The following is a 19,514-nucleotide window of genomic DNA, read 5'->3' as shown; positions in this document are numbered from 1 at the left end:
TTTACATTGGGCATATACGGATGTTAGCAGATAGCCTATGACAGAGCAAAACGACATAAAAACGTTTGACGACCTAAGCAGAAATTACTCGACTTGGATAATTAAATATTGTTCGGCAGCTTTTGACAGTCCATTATTTTTAGTTTGGTATACAGACACTGATAAAAACAGCACAGACAGACTTTTGACATATAAAAGTGGGAAAATTTTTGCTTCTAAATCTTTGACAAACTTAAAGACGAGAATTTTATCTTATTTTGACAATTTAGTTGAATTTGAAAATCTTAGTTCTTGGCTTGATAATTTCGATAATTTAGAGGTTAAAGAAAATTGCACTTATGACCTTATCTCAATCGCAAATGAAATTGACAAAAATAATCTGGACATTTCGACAATTGAGGGCTTCGCAAACTTTGTCAACTTGTATGGCGACTTTATTAATCAGGACGACAGAAACGCCAGTCTTCAAAATTATGCAGACAATGAATTAATAGAAGAGACTTGGAACTATTATTATGAATACATTTTTTGGCCAAGATTTAACGACAAAGAAAAATTTGAAGCGTGGGACAGACCTCAATTAAATATTGACACAAAAGAATTATTGTTAAAGCTAAGAGACATAATTAAAACATTTGACGACAACATTAAACAGACCGAAAAAGCCATCTGCTAACACGGGTAGCTGTTGCACAACTACCCTCAACGCTATTTTAGATTTTTACCTCAAAAACAAAACACAATTAACTCGCTGATAATAAGAAGATTCAAATTGCAACTTTTTTGAAATAGTTGAAAAATAGAGTTACTTTTGAGTTGTGCAACAGGCACAATGTATATACGTAATGCGGGCGAAAGTGCTAAATTTAAACGAATTGAATATTAATAAACACACAGCTTAACCGAAAGTGAAGTGCTTTTAATCCCGCACTTCGCTTATACTATACCGTTGGCAATAATTTGAATGACAGACTTCAATAAAACAGATAATCCAATATTGATAGCAGAGGAATTCGCAAAAGCTGAAAAAAGAAATGGATATGAATTTGATTTCACAATCAAGTCTTTGGAAATAGAATTAGAGCGTTTTCTTGAAACAAAACATAAAAGAAAATTAAATGAAAGAGAAATGCTAAATGCTAGTTTGACTGCATATCTAGGAGAAACAATATGTCGAGTTTTTAATGCAAAATGGACTGGCACTTATTATGGGCCTTTAAATCCAAATGGAGCGAATTATTATACTTGCAAAATAAGTCTTCATAATTCTGACTTTTATGTTAGTCACTACTTTGATAGATTTTTTTCTGACAACGGAATTGGAGAAGACGGAACATTTAATGAATATTTATATGGTAGAAAGCCTCATCCTGAACCAAATATAAATTATTATGAAGGATTAATAACTTTGATTAAAAAAACTATTGCCAACAATGGTAGCTGTTGCACAACTCTTGAAAAAAGAAAAAATGCTTAAAAATCAAGAAAAAAACAAAAGGGAATAGTGCCATTTAAGGCACTCTAATTTAAACGGCAGGGTTTCGTTATACAAAAAAATGAACCGCCCAAAATGAATGAAAATGCTTCTAATAAATTGATTTTAAGAAGATTTGACGTTTGCTCCATTGCTTGCACATTGCCTTGTACTTTTTTACGGCTAAAGTTGAGGTATTTTTTGAGGTTGTAGGTTAGGGCTCAGATTATTACTATTTCGTTGGTTTGCGGCGAGTGGTAGTAACTAAATAGGCGAAATAGTAAGCCATTAAAAATCCCTTGGACTTATTAGGAAAAAAGATATTTTTGACAAATGAATGGAACTACACAAAGAAATGTGAGTGAAGTGGCGAAGCCCCGCCCAAACATTTTAGACATTGTTTCATACATAGTGAAAATATGCGACATAAATGTTCGCATATCTGGATGTTGGCAAGCATTTAAAAATTAAAGTGAAAAAGCAATTTACATTTCCATCAATATTTATTGCCTTATTAGCTTGTTTATGCTGGACAGCATGTACCTCCACAAATACTCAAGAGAATACAACCAAAGCACTTGACTCGACAACTATCGAAATCAAATCTCCCGACACATCTATATTTCCACTTCCCGACAGCCTATTCGCTCTTAAAGACATTAAAAGCACGCTAATAACTAAACGTATAGAATACGATACTGATGACAAATGCTGGTATCGAGACAACGGAAACCGCCTGCCTTTAATTAAGCTAACCGATAAGCAAAAGATGAAGCTTGTTGCAAGTTGTCCAGGTTTAGCTTCCAATGGTGGAACCGAATGGATAATGGGTGATTGGCAAATAAATTTTGTCTCAAAACAAAGACCTATTGGTGACTTTAACCCGATAATAGTTTCGACAGGCGGAACAGACTTCGGTGGACTATTGTATATTCTTCTGAATAAGTCAAATTCGCCAGTCTCTTACCTGCTTCTACATGGAGGTGAATGCGGTGAATGGCACTGTGGAATCAAACATTCCTACCTTAATGGAGACAGCATAACAACCTATGAAATAAATAGTGTTTCGGGAGAATTTGAAGGTAAAGCCATAGTGGACTCAATTTCCTATTTGAGCATTATTCTACCAAACGGAGAAATTGAAACAAACCGAACTGACAGTTCCCGATACGAGAGAGTTTTTAAAGAAGAGGACTTCAAATAAGGAATTATCGTGTGCTAATTCACGTAACAGAAAAAACAAAAAAACGCTTGCCAACAATGGCTATGAAAACATGCTTCGCGAACCGTAAAATTGATATTTTTCGTTTCGCTTCCAGCTTGCCGGCCGCGTACAAGAATCAAGATTCTTACCCGCACGTTTCATAGCCGCTGGCGTTAGCAGCAACCGTAACAGACCAAATCGTGGACAAAGAGACAGCAAGTTATATAAGAAATTATTTCAGCAGACTAATGACTGACGATGAAAAGTTAGCGTTGAAATATCATATGTACACTTATAAAACAGAGGACAATCCTCAAATGCGAAAGGTAATGGTGGACAAAGGTTGGATTAGTGAACCACCAGACATAAAAGAATTTCTCAAAGATGGTTACGAAGAATTTGAATTAAATGTAGCCAGACGAATAATGAAAGAAGTGCCTGAAAAGGTTTTTTTGAACAATTGCCCAAAGTGTAGCAAACTTGCAAGGACACCATTTGCAAGACAATGCCGACACTGTGGACATAGTTGGCACAACCTGACTGTTGCACAGTTTAAACTTGAAAGTTCATTTCAACTAACAGGCAGACATTTTTTCTTACTTGGACAAATTACAAACGGAGAAATCAAGCAAGGACAGTTTATGGACTTGACAATGCTAGGACTTAACAAGCGACCTAAAATTGAAGCTATTGAATTTGCACTCAAACGACAAGACAGCAAAGTTTGGGAAGACATCGGCCTTGGAACAAATGAATTGTTGGAAGAAGATAAACAGTATCTAAAAAATGTTGGTTCTTTTGGGACACCATTTGACATAATTAATGAACGATGAAAACGGCAGCTGCTAACATCGGTAGCTGTTGCACAACTACCCTCAACGCTGTTTTAGATTTTTACCTCAAAACAAAACACAATTAACTCACTGATAATAAGAAGATTAAAATTGCAACTTTTTTGAAATAGTTGAAAAATAGAGTTACTTTTGAGTTGTGCAACAGGCACAATGGCTAAAAAAACATGGCGACATCGGTTCCGTCTCCGTGGGGCGATAACGTACACATCAAACGAACGACTTTTACCGAAATCTGCTTACCCTATTTTTAGCCGCGGGCATTAGCACCATCCTAACAATGACCCTAAACATGTATTTAAAAAGAGGTTTGGATTTATTATGAAAAAAGATATTTTTGAGAGATGAATAAGACAACACATAATGGTGTGAGTGAGGTGGCGGAGCCACATCTAAAGCATAGTATGTATTGTTACATAGATAATGGAAATATGCACAATCGGTTTTTTGCATTGGGCATATACGGATGTTATGTGCAACCTTAGACAAAAATGATAACACTAATAAATATGGACAATTTAACGCCTGATAAATTCTTTTTTGAAACACCTTTGTATGACATAATAAAATGGACAGAAGATAGTGACCAAGTAATTGAGGATATAATTTGTTTTGATGGAAAGGTTGACGGACCTTGCATATTTTGCGGTAAAGACACCACATATAAAAGAAAAGGGAAACCGCTAGCAAGATATGAAATATCAAGTATTCTTGCCTTTAATAGGACACTTGGACTAACTTTGATATGTAGTCGTGACGAAAAACACGAAATTGAAATTTTCTTAAAAACGTTCCCAGATGAATACTCGTTTTTAAAGATAGGACAGTTTCCTTCTATTGCTTCTTTGACAAAAGGAGAAATATCTAAATACCGGAAAATACTTGGTGACAACTTCGCTGAATTCAGCAGGGGTATAGGACTTGTTTCACACGGTATTGGTATTGGTTCTTTTATTTATTTAAGACGGGTTTTTGAAAACTTAATTGAAGAAGCTCACCAACAAGCAAAATTAACTGCAGGGTGGACAGAGGAAAATTATGGAAAATCCCGAATGGACGAGAAAATAGAATTACTTAAATCTTTTCTTCCTAATTTTCTTGTAAAAAACAAAGTTCTTTATGGAATACTAAGTAAAGGCATTCACGAACTTAAAGAACAAGAGTGTTTAGACATTTTTCCAGTTGTCAAACTAGGTGTAGAGTTAATACTTGACGAAAAATTAAAACAAAAAGAACAGGAAGATAAGATTAAACAAGCTGAGCAACTTATTGGAAAAGTAGCGACCAATCTTAAACCTGGTTCAACTAAATAATGACACGAAAGGCTGCACATAACAGGGGTAGCTGTTGCACAACTCTTGAAAAAAGAAAAAATGCTTAAAAATCAAGAAAAAAACAAAAGGAAATAGTGCCATTTAAGGCACTCTAATTTAAACGGCAGGGTTTCGTTATACAAAAAAATGAACCGCCCAAAATGCATGAAAATGCTTCTAATAACTTGATTTTAAGAAGATTTGACGTTTGCTCCATTGCTTGCACATTGCCTTGTACTTTTTTACGGCTAAAGTTGAGGTATTTTTTGAGGTTGTAGGTTAGGGCAGCCATCAGCACATGCTTGTTGGCTTGTTTCATCCCTCGGCTGTTTATTTTTTTCATGTTCAAGAAGTTGATAAGCGTGCCCAACACTGGCTCTACCGTGCTGCTGCGTATTTTGCTTATCTTCTTTGCATACTCTGGATTTTGGGCTAATTTTTGGTGCATACGGTCGTAGTAGGGTTTGTCTATGCTTTCTTCTATCTTTTTAAACTTGGTGCTTTTGCCACAACATTGTTCTCGCAAGGGGCAGTTCTTGCAACTTGATTCTGAACTGCGGTATTGCTTTTTTTGGTAGCCTTTACTGTCGGTTTTTATACCCTTAAAGGTTAGTATTGCTTGGTTTCCTCCCTGCTTTTGACACTCGTATTGATTTTGGTCTTTATTAAATTTAAAACCTTCTCTATTGGGTTTATACAACCCAAAGTTGGGTATATAAGCATCTATATTTTGTTCTTCGCAATACCGTAATGCTGTGCCGCTGCTGTAGCCCGCATCGGCCGTTAATTGATCTATGGTAAGGTCGTTTTCTTTCAGATTTTTGATGGTTTGGCTTACTATTTCGGGTAGGTTTTCGCTGTCTTTGCTGCCTGCTGTGCTGGCACATGCTCCGGTTATTACGTGGTGGGCATCATCAACTGCCAATTGGCCACTGTAATTCAATTGGCGGGCTTTGCCCGGTTTTACCGATATTTTGGCTTCGGGGTCGGTGGGACTGTAGTGTGTGTGATTGCTCAAATATTTAGGCCGAATGTCGTTGCCGTTTTCGTCTGTTTTTACAGTTTTATTGTTGCCTGGCATTCCTTTGTAGGCTTCTTTTTTCCAGTTGTGATGTCGCTCTACCAACTTTTTTCGGCTGCTCGTTACCTGATAGTCCGAGTTTTTGTTCAACTCATCTAAGTATGCTGGTGCATCTGCCACTACCTGTTTTTCTATCAAACTATCCATGCTGGCATTGGCTTTTATAAAGGCACTATCCACCGCTTGGCGTTTGCCTTTTACCATTCCTTTTTGTATGCAAAGCCTCAATACCTCTTGAAACAAACTCAAAAATACTTCTTCGCCATACAACTGTCGGGTGCGGCTTATGGTGCTGTGCCAAGGCAATGATTGGTCTATATCATACTTTAAAAACAACCGAACATCCAAACAATTTGAACAATATTCAATCAGTTTTCTGTCGGAGTTGATGTTGTTTAAATAGCCCACCAACAGTAGTTTAAAGAACACCACGGGGTCTATCGACTCCTGACCTTCTGTGCCATAGTATCCTGCCGTGGCTTTATACAAAAAGTGAAGATTTAACGCCTCCCCAAGTTTTCGATAGAAATTATCTTTGGGAACCAAGTCTTCTAAACTTACTTGATAGAACATTTTTGGCTCTATCTCTTGTCGTCCTTGCATGGTGTAAAGATAGTCAATATTTGTTTATCTTATTGATTAACAGTGTGTTGTGAACATTTTTCCGCGATTTTGTCTATAACTATTTTTTTTACCTTTGAATGGTTTGGTTGTGCAACAGGCACAGGGGTTTTGCAAAAGCTGGGCTTCAGTACTAAATTGAACATTTGGAATTCTAATGAACATTGTGCTAAATTTGAACATTCGCACTTCTAATCCCAGCCTTCGCAAAGCCTCGAACCGTTATAGGCAATTATAAAAAACACGACTATGGACAATACTAGAGACGACTTTGACTCTAAAACAATTGAAAGCTTAAAAAAAAGAGCTGCTTATATATGTTCTAATCCGAACTGTAGAGCCATGACAATTTCTCCTTCAGAGGCGGACGATACAAAAACCATATATATTGGTAAAGCGGCTCACATAACGGCTGCTTCAAAAGGTGGGCCCAGATATGATGATTCATTGAAGCCGGAAGAAAGAAGTGCAATAACAAATGCAATTTTTTTATGCAGTAGTTGTGCTGACATGATTGACAAAAACAATGGACTCGACTTTCCAACAACATTAATCAAGGATTGGAAAACCAAACACGAAACATGGGTAAGAGACAATCTGAACAAAAAAGTAACCGCTGAAAAACAACCAACTCAAGTCATTAATGTGACTAGCCACAATCAGCAAGGAGGCATTACTGCTGGAGTTGTCAATATTAGTTCTCAACCAAGACAACTTACTAATGAAGCTGCAGGTCAATTAAATCAGTTAATATCTTCAAAGAAAGGTCAGACTATAACAGTAACTTGTACCATGGGGGACGGTGAAGCATTTGGTTATGCGACACAAATTAAAAACTATTTGACAACTAACGGTATTTCTGTAAATGGTGTAAATCAAGCGGTGTACTCTCAACCTGTAATTGGACAAATTTATAACCCAGACAGGCATGAAATAATCATTGGGACAAAACAGTAATAACTGCCCATAACACGGGTAGCTGTTGCACAACTCTTGAAAAAAGAAAAAATGCTTAAAAATCAAGAAAAAAACAAAAGGAAATAGTGCCATTTAAGGCACTCTAATTTAAACGGCAGGGTTTCGTTATACAAAAAAATGAACCGCCCAAAATGCATGAAAATGCTTCTAATAACTTGATTTTAAGAAGATTTGACGTTTGCTCCATTGCTTGCACATTGCCTTGTACTTTTTTACGGCTAAAGTTGAGGTATTTTTTGAGGTTGTAGGTTAGGGCAGCCATCAGCACATGCTTGTTGGCTTGTTTCATCCCTCGGCTGTTTATTTTTTTCATGTTCAAGAAGTTGATAAGCGTGCCCAACACTGGCTCTACCGTGCTGCTGCGTATTTTGCTTATCTTCTTTGCATACTCTGGATTTTGGGCTAATTTTTGGTGCATACGGTCGTAGTAGGGTTTGTCTATGCTTTCTTCTATCTTTTTAAACTTGGTGCTTTTGCCACAACATTGTTCTCGCAAGGGGCAGTTCTTGCAACTTGATTCTGAACTGCGGTATTGCTTTTTTTGGTAGCCTTTACTGTCGGTTTTTATACCCTTAAAGGTTAGTATTGCTTGGTTTCCTCCCTGCTTTTGACACTCGTATTGATTTTGGTCTTTATTAAATTTAAAACCTTCTCTATTGGGTTTATACAACCCAAAGTTGGGTATATAAGCATCTATATTTTGTTCTTCGCAATACCGTAATGCTGTGCCGCTGCTGTAGCCCGCATCGGCCGTTAATTGATCTATGGTAAGGTCGTTTTCTTTCAGATTTTTGATGGTTTGGCTTACTATTTCGGGTAGGTTTTCGCTGTCTTTGCTGCCTGCTGTGCTGGCACATGCTCCGGTTATTACGTGGTGGGCATCATCAACTGCCAATTGGCCACTGTAATTCAATTGGCGGGCTTTGCCCGGTTTTACCGATATTTTGGCTTCGGGGTCGGTGGGACTGTAGTGTGTGTGATTGCTCAAATATTTAGGCCGAATGTCGTTGCCGTTTTCGTCTGTTTTTACAGTTTTATTGTTGCCTGGCATTCCTTTGTAGGCTTCTTTTTTCCAGTTGTGATGTCGCTCTACCAACTTTTTTCGGCTGCTCGTTACCTGATAGTCCGAGTTTTTGTTCAACTCATCTAAGTATGCTGGTGCATCTGCCACTACCTGTTTTTCTATCAAACTATCCATGCTGGCATTGGCTTTTATAAAGGCACTATCCACCGCTTGGCGTTTGCCTTTTACCATTCCTTTTTGTATGCAAAGCCTCAATACCTCTTGAAACAAACTCAAAAATACTTCTTCGCCATACAACTGTCGGGTGCGGCTTATGGTGCTGTGCCAAGGCAATGATTGGTCTATATCATACTTTAAAAACAACCGAACATCCAAACAATTTGAACAATATTCAATCAGTTTTCTGTCGGAGTTGATGTTGTTTAAATAGCCCACCAACAGTAGTTTAAAGAACACCACGGGGTCTATCGACTCCTGACCTTCTGTGCCATAGTATCCTGCCGTGGCTTTATACAAAAAGTGAAGATTTAACGCCTCCCCAAGTTTTCGATAGAAATTATCTTTGGGAACCAAGTCTTCTAAACTTACTTGATAGAACATTTTTGGCTCTATCTCTTGTCGTCCTTGCATGGTGTAAAGATAGTCAATATTTGTTTATCTTATTGATTAACAGTGTGTTGTGAACATTTTTCCGCGATTTTGTCTATAACTATTTTTTTTACCTTTGAATGGTTTGGTTGTGCAACAGGCACACGGGTTTTGCGTCAGGCGGGCTGACGTGCAATCCCGATAGCTATCGGGATGGAGCTTTGTGCTTCTAATGAACATTTGAAATAAATTGAAACTTTGAGCTCCGAAACCCGCCCGAACGCAAAGCCTCAAACCGTTATAAGCAATGCTGACCGACCGACATGACATAAGAAAATGAACTGGAAATTTATTATATCAATACTCGTAACTGGACTTCTGACTTTTACAATAGGTTGGTTCCTTCACGACATGAAACAATATGCAGACGGAGTTGTGGTGGACGATAAAAGAGGGAACAGTTTACAAAAGTCAAATCCCAAGTTTGCGACAATCACGCAAGACCAACTCGACAGTTTGATGATAGCTTCTAATATTAACAACGAAGCAGAAAATTTTGAGACAAAAATTTCAGGACGATTTGTAATGAAGGAAGCAAATTGTGCAGGGTTTAATTTTATTAGTCCGACACTTGTTACTTGGACAAATGAAATCGACTGTGAGCATCCAGACACTTTAAAAATTCGATGGCTGGACAACGCAACATTTTATACTCAAGACATTGTCCGACTCAATGAAAATTGTCCTCCAAGAATTTGGATTCATCAAGTAGTTTCTTTTGACGGACTTCATTTAACTTTAAAAGATGTTTGGACAGGTTGGAACGACAATACTGATGAACGGACTGAATTTATTAAACGAGAAGCGGAGGACTAAAAATGACATAAGCAAGAAAAGCACGGGCACACAATCGAGTAGGCGGCACTCCCCATAAATGAAGAGAGTGTACCTATTTAGCTAATCCGACATAACTATTGGTTATCACTCTCCTTTCAACTATTTTTGAAGAGCGTTTGCCACTTGCGGCACACACAATGGTATAAAACATTGGGCAGGCAGTGCAAGTTTTAAAGGCATTACATTTGATTAAATTCTTAGCAGTTTTATAGAAAAATGTTTCGAAATGCCCAACGCTTAACGTCCCAACCTTTAGTTTGAAATATATTACAACAATGAAACAAGTGGCGACAGTAGTTTTAGTAACAGGGCTTTTAGGGTGTAACCAACAACCTAAGAAAGAAAGTAAACTGACAAACCATAGTGACAAAATGGTGCAAATCGACTCCGCTTTGACAACTAAAAAAGCCCACTACTCAAAATATCATATATCAATGGACACTTTGTTCTTTGCAACCGAAACCGGCCAGACTGTAAAATATGAAAAAGACGACTTCAATTACATTGTTGACAATCACCCCGAATTATTTATTGAAAATCCTGATGAACCTGACCAATCCTTTTATTGTAATTCAGGCAATGGAGAATTTGGAAGCGAAGCTGGGCAGGACAACTATTATATTTTGTATGCGTATTTACTCAAACAAAAGAATGGTATTGACAACAACCAGAAAATGAGAAAAAAATTAATTGACATCTATGCCAATATAAATACACTTTTCTCGCGGTTTCAACATGGTGGGACATATTTCGGACATCAATATGCAAGAATTGAAGGTTACGCAGAGTATTCTGTTTATATCTATTTGCAGAGCAAAGACCACATAGAAAAAACATACAACATAACAAAACAAAAAGAGTTTTACATAAAATCGCTCAGACAACTGATTGACGATGAAAGTAAAATTGACCACGCGACCTTTGGGAACGATAAAATTGCACTAAGTAAAGAATTGAATAAAATCGTTGACAACCTCAATAACTTAATTACGGACAATTTTTACTTACGTAGGGCTCAAGAATTTCAATATAGACATTATCAATACTACTAAAATAAGAAAAACGCCCCATAACAGCCACCTACCCAAAAGTGGCGGTTCAGTGGTTAAATCAAGCTTTATGCTTCTATCAAAGTTCCTGCTTGGTTGGCAGTGAAGTGCTTCGAAATCGCCACCTTCGGGTAGCTGCAAAACATTAACGGTATTTAAAAATGAAACAATTCAACACAATATTACATAGAGTATTAAGTCCAAAGAATGTTGGTATGATGGTCAGAAGCCATGTGGCGTTTGGTGGTGGCAAATTTGTATTTGTTGGATACGAGCGACCTTGGGACTTTAAAAAAGGGTCTCAGGTATTTTCAAGGAAACTTGAAACCCATTGCGAATTCATTCATTTTAAAAATGAAATGGATTTTTTTGAATGGTCTAAAAAAGAAAAATTAAGAAACTACGCAATAGAGATAAATGAACGTGCAACTATACTTCCTAGAAAGAAATTTGAATCAAATTGTAATTTAATTGTAGGGAGTGAAAAATTTGGACTTCCTGACGAATTTGTAGACAAGTGTGATGATGTTATTGTTATACCTCAATTTGGAAACGTTGAATGCCTTAATGTTTCAATATCATCTTCAATCGCCATGTACGAGTTTAGACGGGATGAAGAAATGATATTGGGAATAAATGAAGCGAAATTTAAAATAGAATAAGAACAACCGTTAGCTGCCATTTTTAGAACAACCCGAAAGACAAATTAAATGGACAAATTGAAATTGGACAACATAATTGAAAAATACAAAGCACAACCTGTTGGAAATGGTTACATTGATATTATTGTATCAAGAGACAATTACTCAGACTTTGTTGAAGAAATTGTGAAAAGTGGCTATAAGGTTGACAGTATTAGTTGGTGGGAGCATTGTATAGGCGATAAAGAACCAGAATACGGACTTGGTGGACCTAAAAGTATGTTTTATTACGGTTGGTTTGCAGAAATTCCAACAAGCGTAGACGACATACATTCTTCTGCAGACAGTATTGAAAAAGAAAAAATTGATGCTATACTAAACTTAATCAAGACAAAGACAATTTCATTTGCAGACGGAGAAAAAACTTTTAAGGAAAATCAATGGCTAACGCCTGCGATATGGCTGGACGTACCTGACGAATGGAGAAATAAATACGGCAGCTAACACGGGTAGCTGTTGCACAACTACCCTCAACGCTATTTTAGATTTTTACCTCAAAACAAAACACGATTAACTCACTGATAATAAGAAGATTAAAATTGCAACTTTTTTGAAATAGTTGAAAAATAGAGTTACTTTTGAGTTGTGCAACAGGCACATGGGTTTGCGTCAGGCGGGCTGACGTGCAATCCCGATAGCTATCGGGATGGAGCTTTGTGCTTCTAAAGAACTTAAGTAATAAATTGAAACTTTGTGCTCCGAAACCCGCCCGAACGCAAAGCCCCAAACCGTTATGCACAATGAATATGACTTACAATACCTTCTTTGATAATTTTTTCACTTTTGACGATACTTATTCGACAAAGAACTACAAGGGTAAGGTCGAGCTAGATGCTCGAGATTGGGTAAAAGCATTGAGGTGCGAGCTTGAGCTAACTCAGCTGAGCATCCAACATGCGGAAGGAGCCAAATCTCCAAATGCTTTTTTTTGGAATGGTGTTCTTAGTCCTTTTTGCATAAATGAAGAATTAAAAATGCTTTTTGAAGACAACAATATCACTGGAGTGAAATACATCCCTGCGAATGTAAAAGACAAAAATGGAGAGCTCATGAGTGGCAAATACTTCGCTGTGTGTATTCAAGGAAGAATAGGTCCCATAGATTATTTTCGTTCGGAGGTAATTTTTAAGGAGAGTCCTTCAGGAATGATTGTTCCACAATTCAAAGGAGAATACTTCAATGAGAGTAGCTGGGACGGTAGTGACTTTGTAATGACTCGTCCTGATGAATTTGGTCATATTACAGCAAGTATATATACTTCAAGAAAAGTCAGAGATCTGTTCAAAAAACATAAAATCTCATTCGTAAAATTCACATCGTTGCCCACGAGTACTACTGATTCAGACAACATTCTTCGAGATTCTGATGAATTTATGAGAAAACTAAAGGCTAAGATCATGAAAGCAACTCCGAAGAAGTGGCTCATTCAAAAGGCAATCGATAAAACGATAAAAAAGGATTCAATCAAATGGGACTTGTTGTAATGTGCATAACACTAGCTTGGTGCCAGGCGGGATTGTCATTCAATCAAAAATTTGATTAAGTTTGATGTGTAGGCTTCGGAAGAGGGGTGATTTTACGTCCGTCACCAAGCCCCAACGTTACAAGCAATTTTAGGCAGTCATGCGTAGACTAATATTCATTCTGTCAATTTTGACTTTATTAAGTTGCGGCAATCAAAGTGATACGACGGGCAATTCCACAAAAGAGCAAGACAAATCCCAAAACACTTTTGCGACATGCTTTGCAGGCATTGATACTTTAAAAGCTGGACAGAGCATTGGTTGTGCAGGGGGGACTTACAAACTCATCAATGACAAATATGTAATTCACATGCTTCCTGACTTCCCTATTCAATTTGACAGTTGCTATTCTGTAACTATTGACAGTTCAAATGCGGGTCGACTAACAGAGCTTTTAGTGTTTGACAAAAAGGATGCAAGTCTTACAAACATATGCACCGATCTAATAATTAATAATGCACCTAAACCAACACAACAACTACAAGCACAAAGTGGACAATTAATTATTGGCTTTAGTGATCCGACAGAACTTTATGGCAACAAGACACATCACACGACTGTTTTAATAAAAAGACTTGTATTTATAGACAGCAAAACAGGAGAAAAAATAGAATTGGAGAATGAATTGCTTTGGAAGGTGCTTGATACCGGGACACCTGGTTGATAGAAATAACTGCTTGTAACACGGGTAGCTGTTGCACAACTACCCTCAACGCTATTTTAGATTTTTACCTCAAAAACAAAACACAACTAACTCGCTGATAATAAGAAGATTAAAATTACAACTTTTTTGAAATAGTTGAAAAATAGAGTTACTTTTGGGTTGTGCAACAGGCACATGGGTTTCACGTCAGGCAAACTGATGTTCAATCTTGACAGAAAACTTCCGAGCGTTTTGTGAAACAATACGTAAAACATCAAGATGCTTGGAGATATCAATCACACTCATAATATTTTAATATTCTTTTTCAAAAGGGGGGGAGGTAGCTTTTCGGGCTTTTCAATGGTGCATTAGCACACCTCTTATTTCTGCGATTCTATCACTCGCCGCAAGCCAAAATACATAATGGTCATGAACACGGCCATAAGTAAATGGCTAATGTCGTGGTAGTTAAACCAATGATTTATGCTTAGTTGATTTGAATAAACGATGCCAGGAATAATACTGTAAAAAAGTGCTGATGCCACTATTTTGCTTCCCGTAAGGTTTAACTTTTTAGAAGCAAAAAGATGCATGGGAAGCACCATTAAAATTAAGGCAACCGATGAGTTTATTTGGGTAACTTTAAACGCATTTTCAATGCCATATTGCAGCATAAAAATCATCAACAAAACAGCCAAAATCCATTGAAAAACAAACCATTTTGGCAGCCAAATTTTAACAGTTAACCCCACCCGATTTTCGATTATTTTGAAAGAACCCAACTGCAAAAACATCAAGCCGGTAGCACCGCATATCCACCCAACCACCTTAGCATAATCAGGCACATAGGCCTGCAAACCATGGCCAAGCCAAGCGGCACTGGTCATGCCAATGGCAAAAATTAGAAAATAGTTTTTAAACCATTTGAAAGAAACGTGCTTTGACACAATTTTGCCAAAACTAAAATAGGCAAACCAACATACAAGAGCCACCAAAAAGTCTGTCAACGTAGTGACTGGTTCTCGCCACTCAAAGCTACCTACCCAAACCGTTGGGTTCAAAATGGAGTTCATCATTAAAAGTATGTCGATTTTACTTTCATCTCTGATTTTTTTGAGCAAATTTAATTTAAAAATATGACCAAAAGCAGCTAAAAACTTAAACGATGCTTCTAAGTTCGCAGCATATTTACTGATTTGAAAAGAATTGGGGCAACATTGATGATTTTCCTCATTTTGAGCAATATGCTTGAAGTGGTTGCTGTGTATGGTCTGTTTAAAATCAACCAGAAATACATAGAAGCCGAATTGTGTGAAAACCGCAACATCCCCGATTCTGACTGTCATGGAGGCTGTATTTTAAAGAAAAATATGGAAGAAACCAATCAACCGGAGGCATCGTTGCCAGAAATGAAGTTGATGGCCTTTACTCTTTCCAACCGTGAAAATGTTGAAGTTTTTTACAGTCTAAAAATGCAGAAAACAACCACTATTAACCAACCTGTTGAAACCGAATATCTAAACACAATTTTTAAACCACCAAAATGTAGTTAACTCTTTCATATTGATACTTACAGAGTTTTAACTAATAATAATTTACATTGAAACAATATTTTGCAGTTTTGCTGGCTGTTTTGATAAATAGTCATGCGTGGGCTTGCGATGTTTGCGGTGGTTCAGCGGGTGGTTTCGGATTTGGCTATCTTACAGGGTTTAAAAACAATTTTGTGAGTTTGAGCTATCAGAATCAACGCTATCTCAGCACACATCCCAAGTTATTTGAAAATGAAATTACCAAACAATCAAACGATATATTTGAAAACATTGAAGTATCGTATAGGCACGCTATTGGCAATAGGTGGATTGCTGTGGCACAACTCCCCTTTAAACACAATATGCTGATTTCGGAAAAAACATACGCCACGGCTGGCATTGGCGATATTTCTTTGACCGGTATTTACAAACTTATATCGCAAGGAAATACCACCACCGAAAAACAGTTGGTGTGGCAATTGGGTTTAAAAGCCGGCCTGCCAACGGGCAAAAACAATCTTTTGTTTGATGGTGTATGGATAGCCAACATGCAGCACGGAAGCGGCAGTTGGTCTTTGGCAGCAAACTCTATATACTTTTATAGAATGAAGCAACTGGGCATTTCGGGAGAAATATTGGCCAAAACCAATGGTGCCAATGTAAATCAATACCAGTTTGGCAACGAAATTTTGATAAATCAAGATTTCTTTTATCGGATAAAAACCTCGAAAGGAGCTTATCTTCCAACATTCGGAATTGAATTTTTGAGCCGAGCAAAAGACTGGGAAAACAAACAAAACCTCGAAAAGAATGTGTATAGCGGCGTTGCCTCTACCTCGGCAGTGGGCGGCTTATCGATGTACAGAAACAAATTTGGAATGCGGATTTTTGGCCAGATGCCTATTAAATCAACCATTAGCAATGGGTATGTATCTGCCAAACCAAGTCTCAAATTTCAATTTATTTATCTTATACCTTCAAAAAATTTAAAAACAACACAAAATGAAAACACATAAAATTAGCTTATATACTGTCATTGCAGCGTTTGCAATCATCATATTTCAGGCATGCAAAGAAAAAGAAGTAGATCCACCGATTACGGAAAAGAAAGTGGTATTTAACTTTACCGAACCCGCTTCAGGCCAGATGTATGGCCTCAACGATACCGTTCATATCAACGGAACAATTAGCTACGAAGACGAATTGCATGGATATGAGGTTACGCTGGTAAACCTTTCAAACAATGATTCGATGGTGTTTAACGAACACGCTCACATAGACGGAAAGGAGCTAACGGTTGACCATAATTGGGTTAACAACGTGACAGGGCATAGCAACATGGAACTCAGAATTGACGCGTTTATTGACCACGAAGGCAATATGAAAAGCGACACCATTCATTTTCATTGTCACCCAATGTAGTGCATTTCTCAACAATATAAGGCAAGCCCTCCAAGCATAGTGCGTGGAGGGTTTTTCTTTTTATCGGCATTCTGGTTAACATCCAATTCAACTTTTTTTTATTCTTTATTTTTTTGTTTGACAGGATAAATTATACATTTGGACAGTAAACTTTTGTGCATGAAACATATTCTATTATTCGCCGTGTTGATTTTGGGAGGGTTAAACACCTTTGCCCAAGATGAGGAGGAAGAAAAAGAAGCCAAAATTCCCCAAATAGACCCCGACTTTAAGAAATATTTGATTGACCGTTTTAATAAGCCTCCGCATCACATGTTTGGCATTAATGCAACTTCCTTGATTCCTGGCTATGTTGATGCTACAATTGAACGAAAATTCAATCAACGAGTTAGCATTGGAATTACTGGTGGACTCAGTCCGGTTAAATTCATTGATTTATTCATGTGGGCAAGCGAGTCCGACCTGTATAATTCAATAAAATACAGTGGAGAAAAAGCTGGAGTTGGTTTCCAATATGGCGGATTTTTAAGATTTTATAGAAAAAGAAAGGCTCTCGACGACGGACAATATTATTGCTTCAACTATCGCAACCGCACCAGAGCATATGAGACCTATTTCTCCAGAATCCAGGATGCATATTATAGTTATGGGTGGAAATTTAAAAATCATCAAGGTTTTGCCATTGATTTTTCTATCGGAGTTGGATTTACATTTTCCGACCTAATAGACAAGAATTCATCTCAAAGCTTGAACTATGAGCCTTATGTGGATGGTTTTTTAAATATTGAATTAAAAATTGGTAAATACTTTTAACCACAGAACATGAGACAAGCTTATTTAAAATTATCACTTGTCATGGTAATTATGTATTGCTTGGCACTGCAGGCAATTGCTCAAGACAAACTAAAAGTGACTGAAAGAAGTGGTAAAACTTTTAGACTAAAAGCTCAGCGAATAGAAGATATATACAGTTACTCAGGCGGCAAATTTTGGTCAATATCCAGCAGCGGAGATAACTACTATGTAGCTTTATATGATGAGAATATGAACTTTGTGAAGGGTTCATACCTAAAATTTAAGTATGCCAAGAAAAAATTAACCTTTCACTCTGTTGTTCAGTTCAGAGGGAGATATTTGATTTTTTTGACTTTCGACAACCTTAAAACAGACAAAAAATATCTATTCTACTTCGAATTTGAACCCGATGATTTGTGTGTAAATCCTGAACTGTTTAAAGTAGCCGAAGTTAAATTAGCAGATCGTTATTCTACCTATTCTGATTTTGATATAAGGGTAAGCCAAGACAAAAAGTATTTATTGATTCTAGGAATTCCTCCGGCACGAATAAAAGGTGTCAAAAAAGGTTTTCTGGCCAGTCTTATCTCCTTCCCTATCGATCAAGAAAGAGACCCTTCCATTGGGATAAACCGATTTAGTTATTGGCTAATTGATAAAGAAATGGAGATTATCAACTATGAAAAAAAGCACAGAATGAACGTCGAGGATGAAAATGAGGATGACCATAAATTTTTTATCAAGGATTTTGTAGTTGACGATGATGGAACCATTTATATTCTTGGAGAAAATACTATTTATAATGAAATGACATCAGAGGAAGATGGCAGCCAAATAGCATCAATCGTAGGCAAAAAGAATAGAAAGAAAATTGGTCGTGCCAGAAGTTGGACAGATTTAGATGAATCGCAATACATGGTTGAACAAATTAGTAGAAACGGGACAACCAGCATGTTTATGACCGACCGAGGAGTTCTATACAATGATGCAAAAATATTGTTAGAAAAAGACTCCACAGTAAGTCTAATTGCTCTCTTGGCTGAACAAATTTATGATTATAAGATAACCACGGGAATCGCACGTTCAAGACTGAACAAGAAGTCTCTCGAAGTTTCAAGCGACGTATCAGAAAATTTTTCTGAAGAAGTGTTAAACACAGTGAATAATATCCGTGAAACTGAAAGCAAGTTAACACATCGTCAGAAAGTCAGAAAAGAGAAGGCGGAAAAAAGGCGATTGTCAGATTATGATATGGAAATGAAAGAAATTGCCAAAAGGGCTGCCCTTAAATGCAATTCTATTGCCTTTTGTGGTTTGGATGAAAATGATAATCCAGTAGTTGTTCTGGAAGAAAGATATGTAACCATCGTTGTAACTACAACGCGGGATGCCCAAGGAAATGTTACCACCACAACAACCTATTATTACAGCTATGACGATTTAATTCTAGCCATATTTGCGGATGATACGCTTTATCAAAAAGGGTATGAAAAATCATTTACCTCGATTAATTACCAGATTAAAGAGCCCTTGGCCGTTTCCCTAAAAAATGGGGTAATAACCATTACAGCTCAAAATCAAGTATTAAGAACCGATACGGAATTGGGTGAAATACAAACCTATAAACTTAAAGGCAAGAGCAAGAGTAAAAAGGGTAAATCCAATTTCACCGGCAATAACTTCTTTACCTATCGTAAAACCATAAATCCAGATCTTATTGTAGCGGCAAATCAAAGGAGGTTTGGAAGAACAACCTGGTATAAAATTGTTGTGGACTAAATTATTTGTCCTATTCCCAATACTTTATTTCCCTTTCTT

General features: G+C 37.1%; 20 protein-coding genes and 2 pseudogenes. 19 read left to right on the top strand and 3 right to left on the bottom strand.

The features are described from left to right. Positions 1 to 37: 37 nt before the first annotated feature. The 7 genes from H6607_10930 to H6607_10900 all read left to right on the top strand — a co-directional run bounded on the left by H6607_10930 (position 38) and on the right by H6607_10900 (position 4,842). Positions 38 to 676 (top strand): hypothetical protein, encoded by a 639-nt coding sequence (locus tag H6607_10930; GenBank protein ID MCB9262876.1) that lies wholly within the window; start codon positions 38 to 40, stop codon positions 674 to 676. 288 nt (positions 677 to 964) lie between these two features. Further along, positions 965 to 1,477, top strand: coding sequence for a hypothetical protein (locus tag H6607_10925; protein ID MCB9262875.1), 513 nt, complete (start codon positions 965 to 967; stop codon positions 1,475 to 1,477). Between the two features lie 330 nt (positions 1,478 to 1,807). Further along, positions 1,808 to 1,945, top strand: a complete 138-nt coding sequence (locus H6607_10920; protein MCB9262874.1) for a hypothetical protein — start codon at positions 1,808 to 1,810, stop codon at positions 1,943 to 1,945. A 1-nt stretch (position 1,946) separates the two neighbouring features. Continuing rightward, complete coding sequence (locus H6607_10915; GenBank protein MCB9262873.1) at positions 1,947 to 2,678, top strand: hypothetical protein; 732 nt, start codon at positions 1,947 to 1,949, stop codon at positions 2,676 to 2,678. A gap of 248 nt (positions 2,679 to 2,926) precedes the next feature. Then, the gene (locus tag H6607_10910; GenBank protein ID MCB9262872.1) at positions 2,927 to 3,511 is read left to right on the top strand and encodes a hypothetical protein; all 585 of its coding nucleotides are present in this window, start codon (positions 2,927 to 2,929) and stop codon (positions 3,509 to 3,511) included. 362 nt (positions 3,512 to 3,873) lie between these two features. Beyond that, positions 3,874 to 4,014 (top strand): hypothetical protein, encoded by a 141-nt coding sequence (locus H6607_10905; GenBank protein MCB9262871.1) that lies wholly within the window; start codon positions 3,874 to 3,876, stop codon positions 4,012 to 4,014. Between the two features lie 6 nt (positions 4,015 to 4,020). Next, the gene (locus H6607_10900; GenBank protein MCB9262870.1) at positions 4,021 to 4,842 is read left to right on the top strand and encodes a short-chain dehydrogenase; all 822 of its coding nucleotides are present in this window, start codon (positions 4,021 to 4,023) and stop codon (positions 4,840 to 4,842) included. A 232-nt stretch (positions 4,843 to 5,074) separates the two neighbouring features. On the opposite strand, the pseudogene H6607_10895 reads toward H6607_10900, so the two are convergent. Continuing rightward, positions 5,075 to 6,526 (bottom strand): annotated as a pseudogene (locus H6607_10895) (IS1182 family transposase). 267 nt (positions 6,527 to 6,793) lie between these two features. On the opposite strand from H6607_10895, the gene H6607_10890 reads away from it, so the two are divergent. Continuing rightward, on the top strand, positions 6,794 to 7,501 hold the full coding sequence (locus H6607_10890; GenBank protein MCB9262869.1) for a hypothetical protein: 708 nt from the start codon (positions 6,794 to 6,796) through the stop codon (positions 7,499 to 7,501). Between the two features lie 223 nt (positions 7,502 to 7,724). Here the strand turns inward: H6607_10890 and H6607_10885 are convergent. Further along, positions 7,725 to 9,176 (bottom strand): annotated as a pseudogene (locus tag H6607_10885) (IS1182 family transposase). Positions 9,177 to 9,545: 369 nt separating this feature from the next. Between H6607_10885 and H6607_10880 the strand changes: the two are divergent. The 6 genes from H6607_10880 to H6607_10855 all read left to right on the top strand — a co-directional run bounded on the left by H6607_10880 (position 9,546) and on the right by H6607_10855 (position 13,968). After that, the gene (locus tag H6607_10880; GenBank protein ID MCB9262868.1) at positions 9,546 to 10,010 is read left to right on the top strand and encodes a hypothetical protein; all 465 of its coding nucleotides are present in this window, start codon (positions 9,546 to 9,548) and stop codon (positions 10,008 to 10,010) included. Positions 10,011 to 10,306: 296 nt separating this feature from the next. Continuing rightward, complete coding sequence (locus H6607_10875; GenBank protein ID MCB9262867.1) at positions 10,307 to 11,083, top strand: hypothetical protein; 777 nt, start codon at positions 10,307 to 10,309, stop codon at positions 11,081 to 11,083. 158 nt (positions 11,084 to 11,241) lie between these two features. Next, positions 11,242 to 11,742 carry a hypothetical protein gene (locus H6607_10870; protein MCB9262866.1) on the top strand — a complete coding sequence of 167 codons (501 nt, stop codon included), beginning with the start codon at positions 11,242 to 11,244 and terminating at the stop codon, positions 11,740 to 11,742. A 63-nt stretch (positions 11,743 to 11,805) separates the two neighbouring features. Then, positions 11,806 to 12,225, top strand: a complete 420-nt coding sequence (locus tag H6607_10865) for a hypothetical protein (protein ID MCB9262865.1) — start codon at positions 11,806 to 11,808, stop codon at positions 12,223 to 12,225. 302 nt (positions 12,226 to 12,527) lie between these two features. After that, on the top strand, positions 12,528 to 13,265 hold the full coding sequence (locus H6607_10860) for a hypothetical protein (GenBank protein ID MCB9262864.1): 738 nt from the start codon (positions 12,528 to 12,530) through the stop codon (positions 13,263 to 13,265). Between the two features lie 139 nt (positions 13,266 to 13,404). Beyond that, positions 13,405 to 13,968 carry a hypothetical protein gene (locus H6607_10855; GenBank protein MCB9262863.1) on the top strand — a complete coding sequence of 188 codons (564 nt, stop codon included), beginning with the start codon at positions 13,405 to 13,407 and terminating at the stop codon, positions 13,966 to 13,968. A gap of 359 nt (positions 13,969 to 14,327) precedes the next feature. On the opposite strand, the gene H6607_10850 is transcribed toward H6607_10855, so the two are convergent. Continuing rightward, complete coding sequence (locus H6607_10850) at positions 14,328 to 15,068, bottom strand: hypothetical protein (GenBank protein MCB9262862.1); 741 nt, start codon at positions 15,066 to 15,068, stop codon at positions 14,328 to 14,330. Between the two features lie 75 nt (positions 15,069 to 15,143). Between H6607_10850 and H6607_10845 the strand changes: the two genes are divergently transcribed. The 5 genes from H6607_10845 to H6607_10825 all read left to right on the top strand — a co-directional run bounded on the left by H6607_10845 (position 15,144) and on the right by H6607_10825 (position 19,475). Beyond that, entirely contained in the window at positions 15,144 to 15,500 is a 357-nt protein-coding gene (locus H6607_10845) for a hypothetical protein (GenBank protein ID MCB9262861.1), read from the top strand. 47 nt (positions 15,501 to 15,547) lie between these two features. Beyond that, positions 15,548 to 16,495: a hypothetical protein gene (locus H6607_10840; GenBank protein ID MCB9262860.1), complete on the top strand. Its 948-nt coding sequence runs from the start codon at positions 15,548 to 15,550 to the stop codon at positions 16,493 to 16,495. Then, the gene (locus H6607_10835; protein MCB9262859.1) at positions 16,482 to 16,901 is read left to right on the top strand and encodes a hypothetical protein; all 420 of its coding nucleotides are present in this window, start codon (positions 16,482 to 16,484) and stop codon (positions 16,899 to 16,901) included. Before H6607_10840 ends, H6607_10835 begins: the two co-directional genes overlap by 14 nt. 159 nt (positions 16,902 to 17,060) lie before the next feature. After that, a complete protein-coding gene (locus H6607_10830) occupies positions 17,061 to 17,714 on the top strand; it encodes a hypothetical protein (GenBank protein MCB9262858.1) in 654 nt (217 codons plus the stop codon). Between the two features lie 9 nt (positions 17,715 to 17,723). Beyond that, on the top strand, positions 17,724 to 19,475 hold the full coding sequence (locus tag H6607_10825; protein MCB9262857.1) for a hypothetical protein: 1,752 nt from the start codon (positions 17,724 to 17,726) through the stop codon (positions 19,473 to 19,475). Positions 19,476 to 19,514: the final 39 nt, after the last annotated feature.

The sequence above is a fragment of the Flavobacteriales bacterium genome, from assembly GCA_020635395.1.
Lineage (GTDB): Bacteria > Bacteroidota > Bacteroidia > NS11-12g > UBA9320 > UBA987.
The sequence above is the reverse complement of the archived record's forward strand: the minus strand, read 5'-3'. Positions and strand labels throughout refer to the sequence as shown.

Excerpts from the sequence above, each read along its gene's own strand:
- H6607_10835 (MCB9262859.1), top strand. The coding sequence starts at position 16,482 with ATGAAAACACATAAAATTAGCTTATATACTGTCATTGCAGCGTTTGCA.
- H6607_10875 (MCB9262867.1), top strand. The coding sequence starts at position 10,307 with ATGAAACAAGTGGCGACAGTAGTTTTAGTAACAGGGCTTTTAGGGTGT.
- H6607_10920 (MCB9262874.1), top strand. The coding sequence starts at position 1,808 with ATGAATGGAACTACACAAAGAAATGTGAGTGAAGTGGCGAAGCCCCGC.
- H6607_10880 (MCB9262868.1), top strand. The coding sequence starts at position 9,546 with ATGAAACAATATGCAGACGGAGTTGTGGTGGACGATAAAAGAGGGAAC.
- H6607_10830 (MCB9262858.1), top strand. The coding sequence starts at position 17,061 with ATGAAACATATTCTATTATTCGCCGTGTTGATTTTGGGAGGGTTAAAC.
- H6607_10910 (MCB9262872.1), top strand. The coding sequence starts at position 2,927 with ATGACTGACGATGAAAAGTTAGCGTTGAAATATCATATGTACACTTAT.
- H6607_10905 (MCB9262871.1), top strand. The coding sequence starts at position 3,874 with ATGAATAAGACAACACATAATGGTGTGAGTGAGGTGGCGGAGCCACAT.
- H6607_10890 (MCB9262869.1), top strand. The coding sequence starts at position 6,794 with ATGGACAATACTAGAGACGACTTTGACTCTAAAACAATTGAAAGCTTA.
- H6607_10825 (MCB9262857.1), top strand. The coding sequence starts at position 17,724 with ATGAGACAAGCTTATTTAAAATTATCACTTGTCATGGTAATTATGTAT.
- H6607_10900 (MCB9262870.1), top strand. The coding sequence starts at position 4,021 with ATGATAACACTAATAAATATGGACAATTTAACGCCTGATAAATTCTTT.
- H6607_10855 (MCB9262863.1), top strand. The coding sequence starts at position 13,405 with ATGCGTAGACTAATATTCATTCTGTCAATTTTGACTTTATTAAGTTGC.
- H6607_10870 (MCB9262866.1), top strand. The coding sequence starts at position 11,242 with ATGAAACAATTCAACACAATATTACATAGAGTATTAAGTCCAAAGAAT.
- H6607_10860 (MCB9262864.1), top strand. The coding sequence starts at position 12,528 with ATGACTTACAATACCTTCTTTGATAATTTTTTCACTTTTGACGATACT.
- H6607_10925 (MCB9262875.1), top strand. The coding sequence starts at position 965 with ATGACAGACTTCAATAAAACAGATAATCCAATATTGATAGCAGAGGAA.
- H6607_10930 (MCB9262876.1), top strand. The coding sequence starts at position 38 with ATGACAGAGCAAAACGACATAAAAACGTTTGACGACCTAAGCAGAAAT.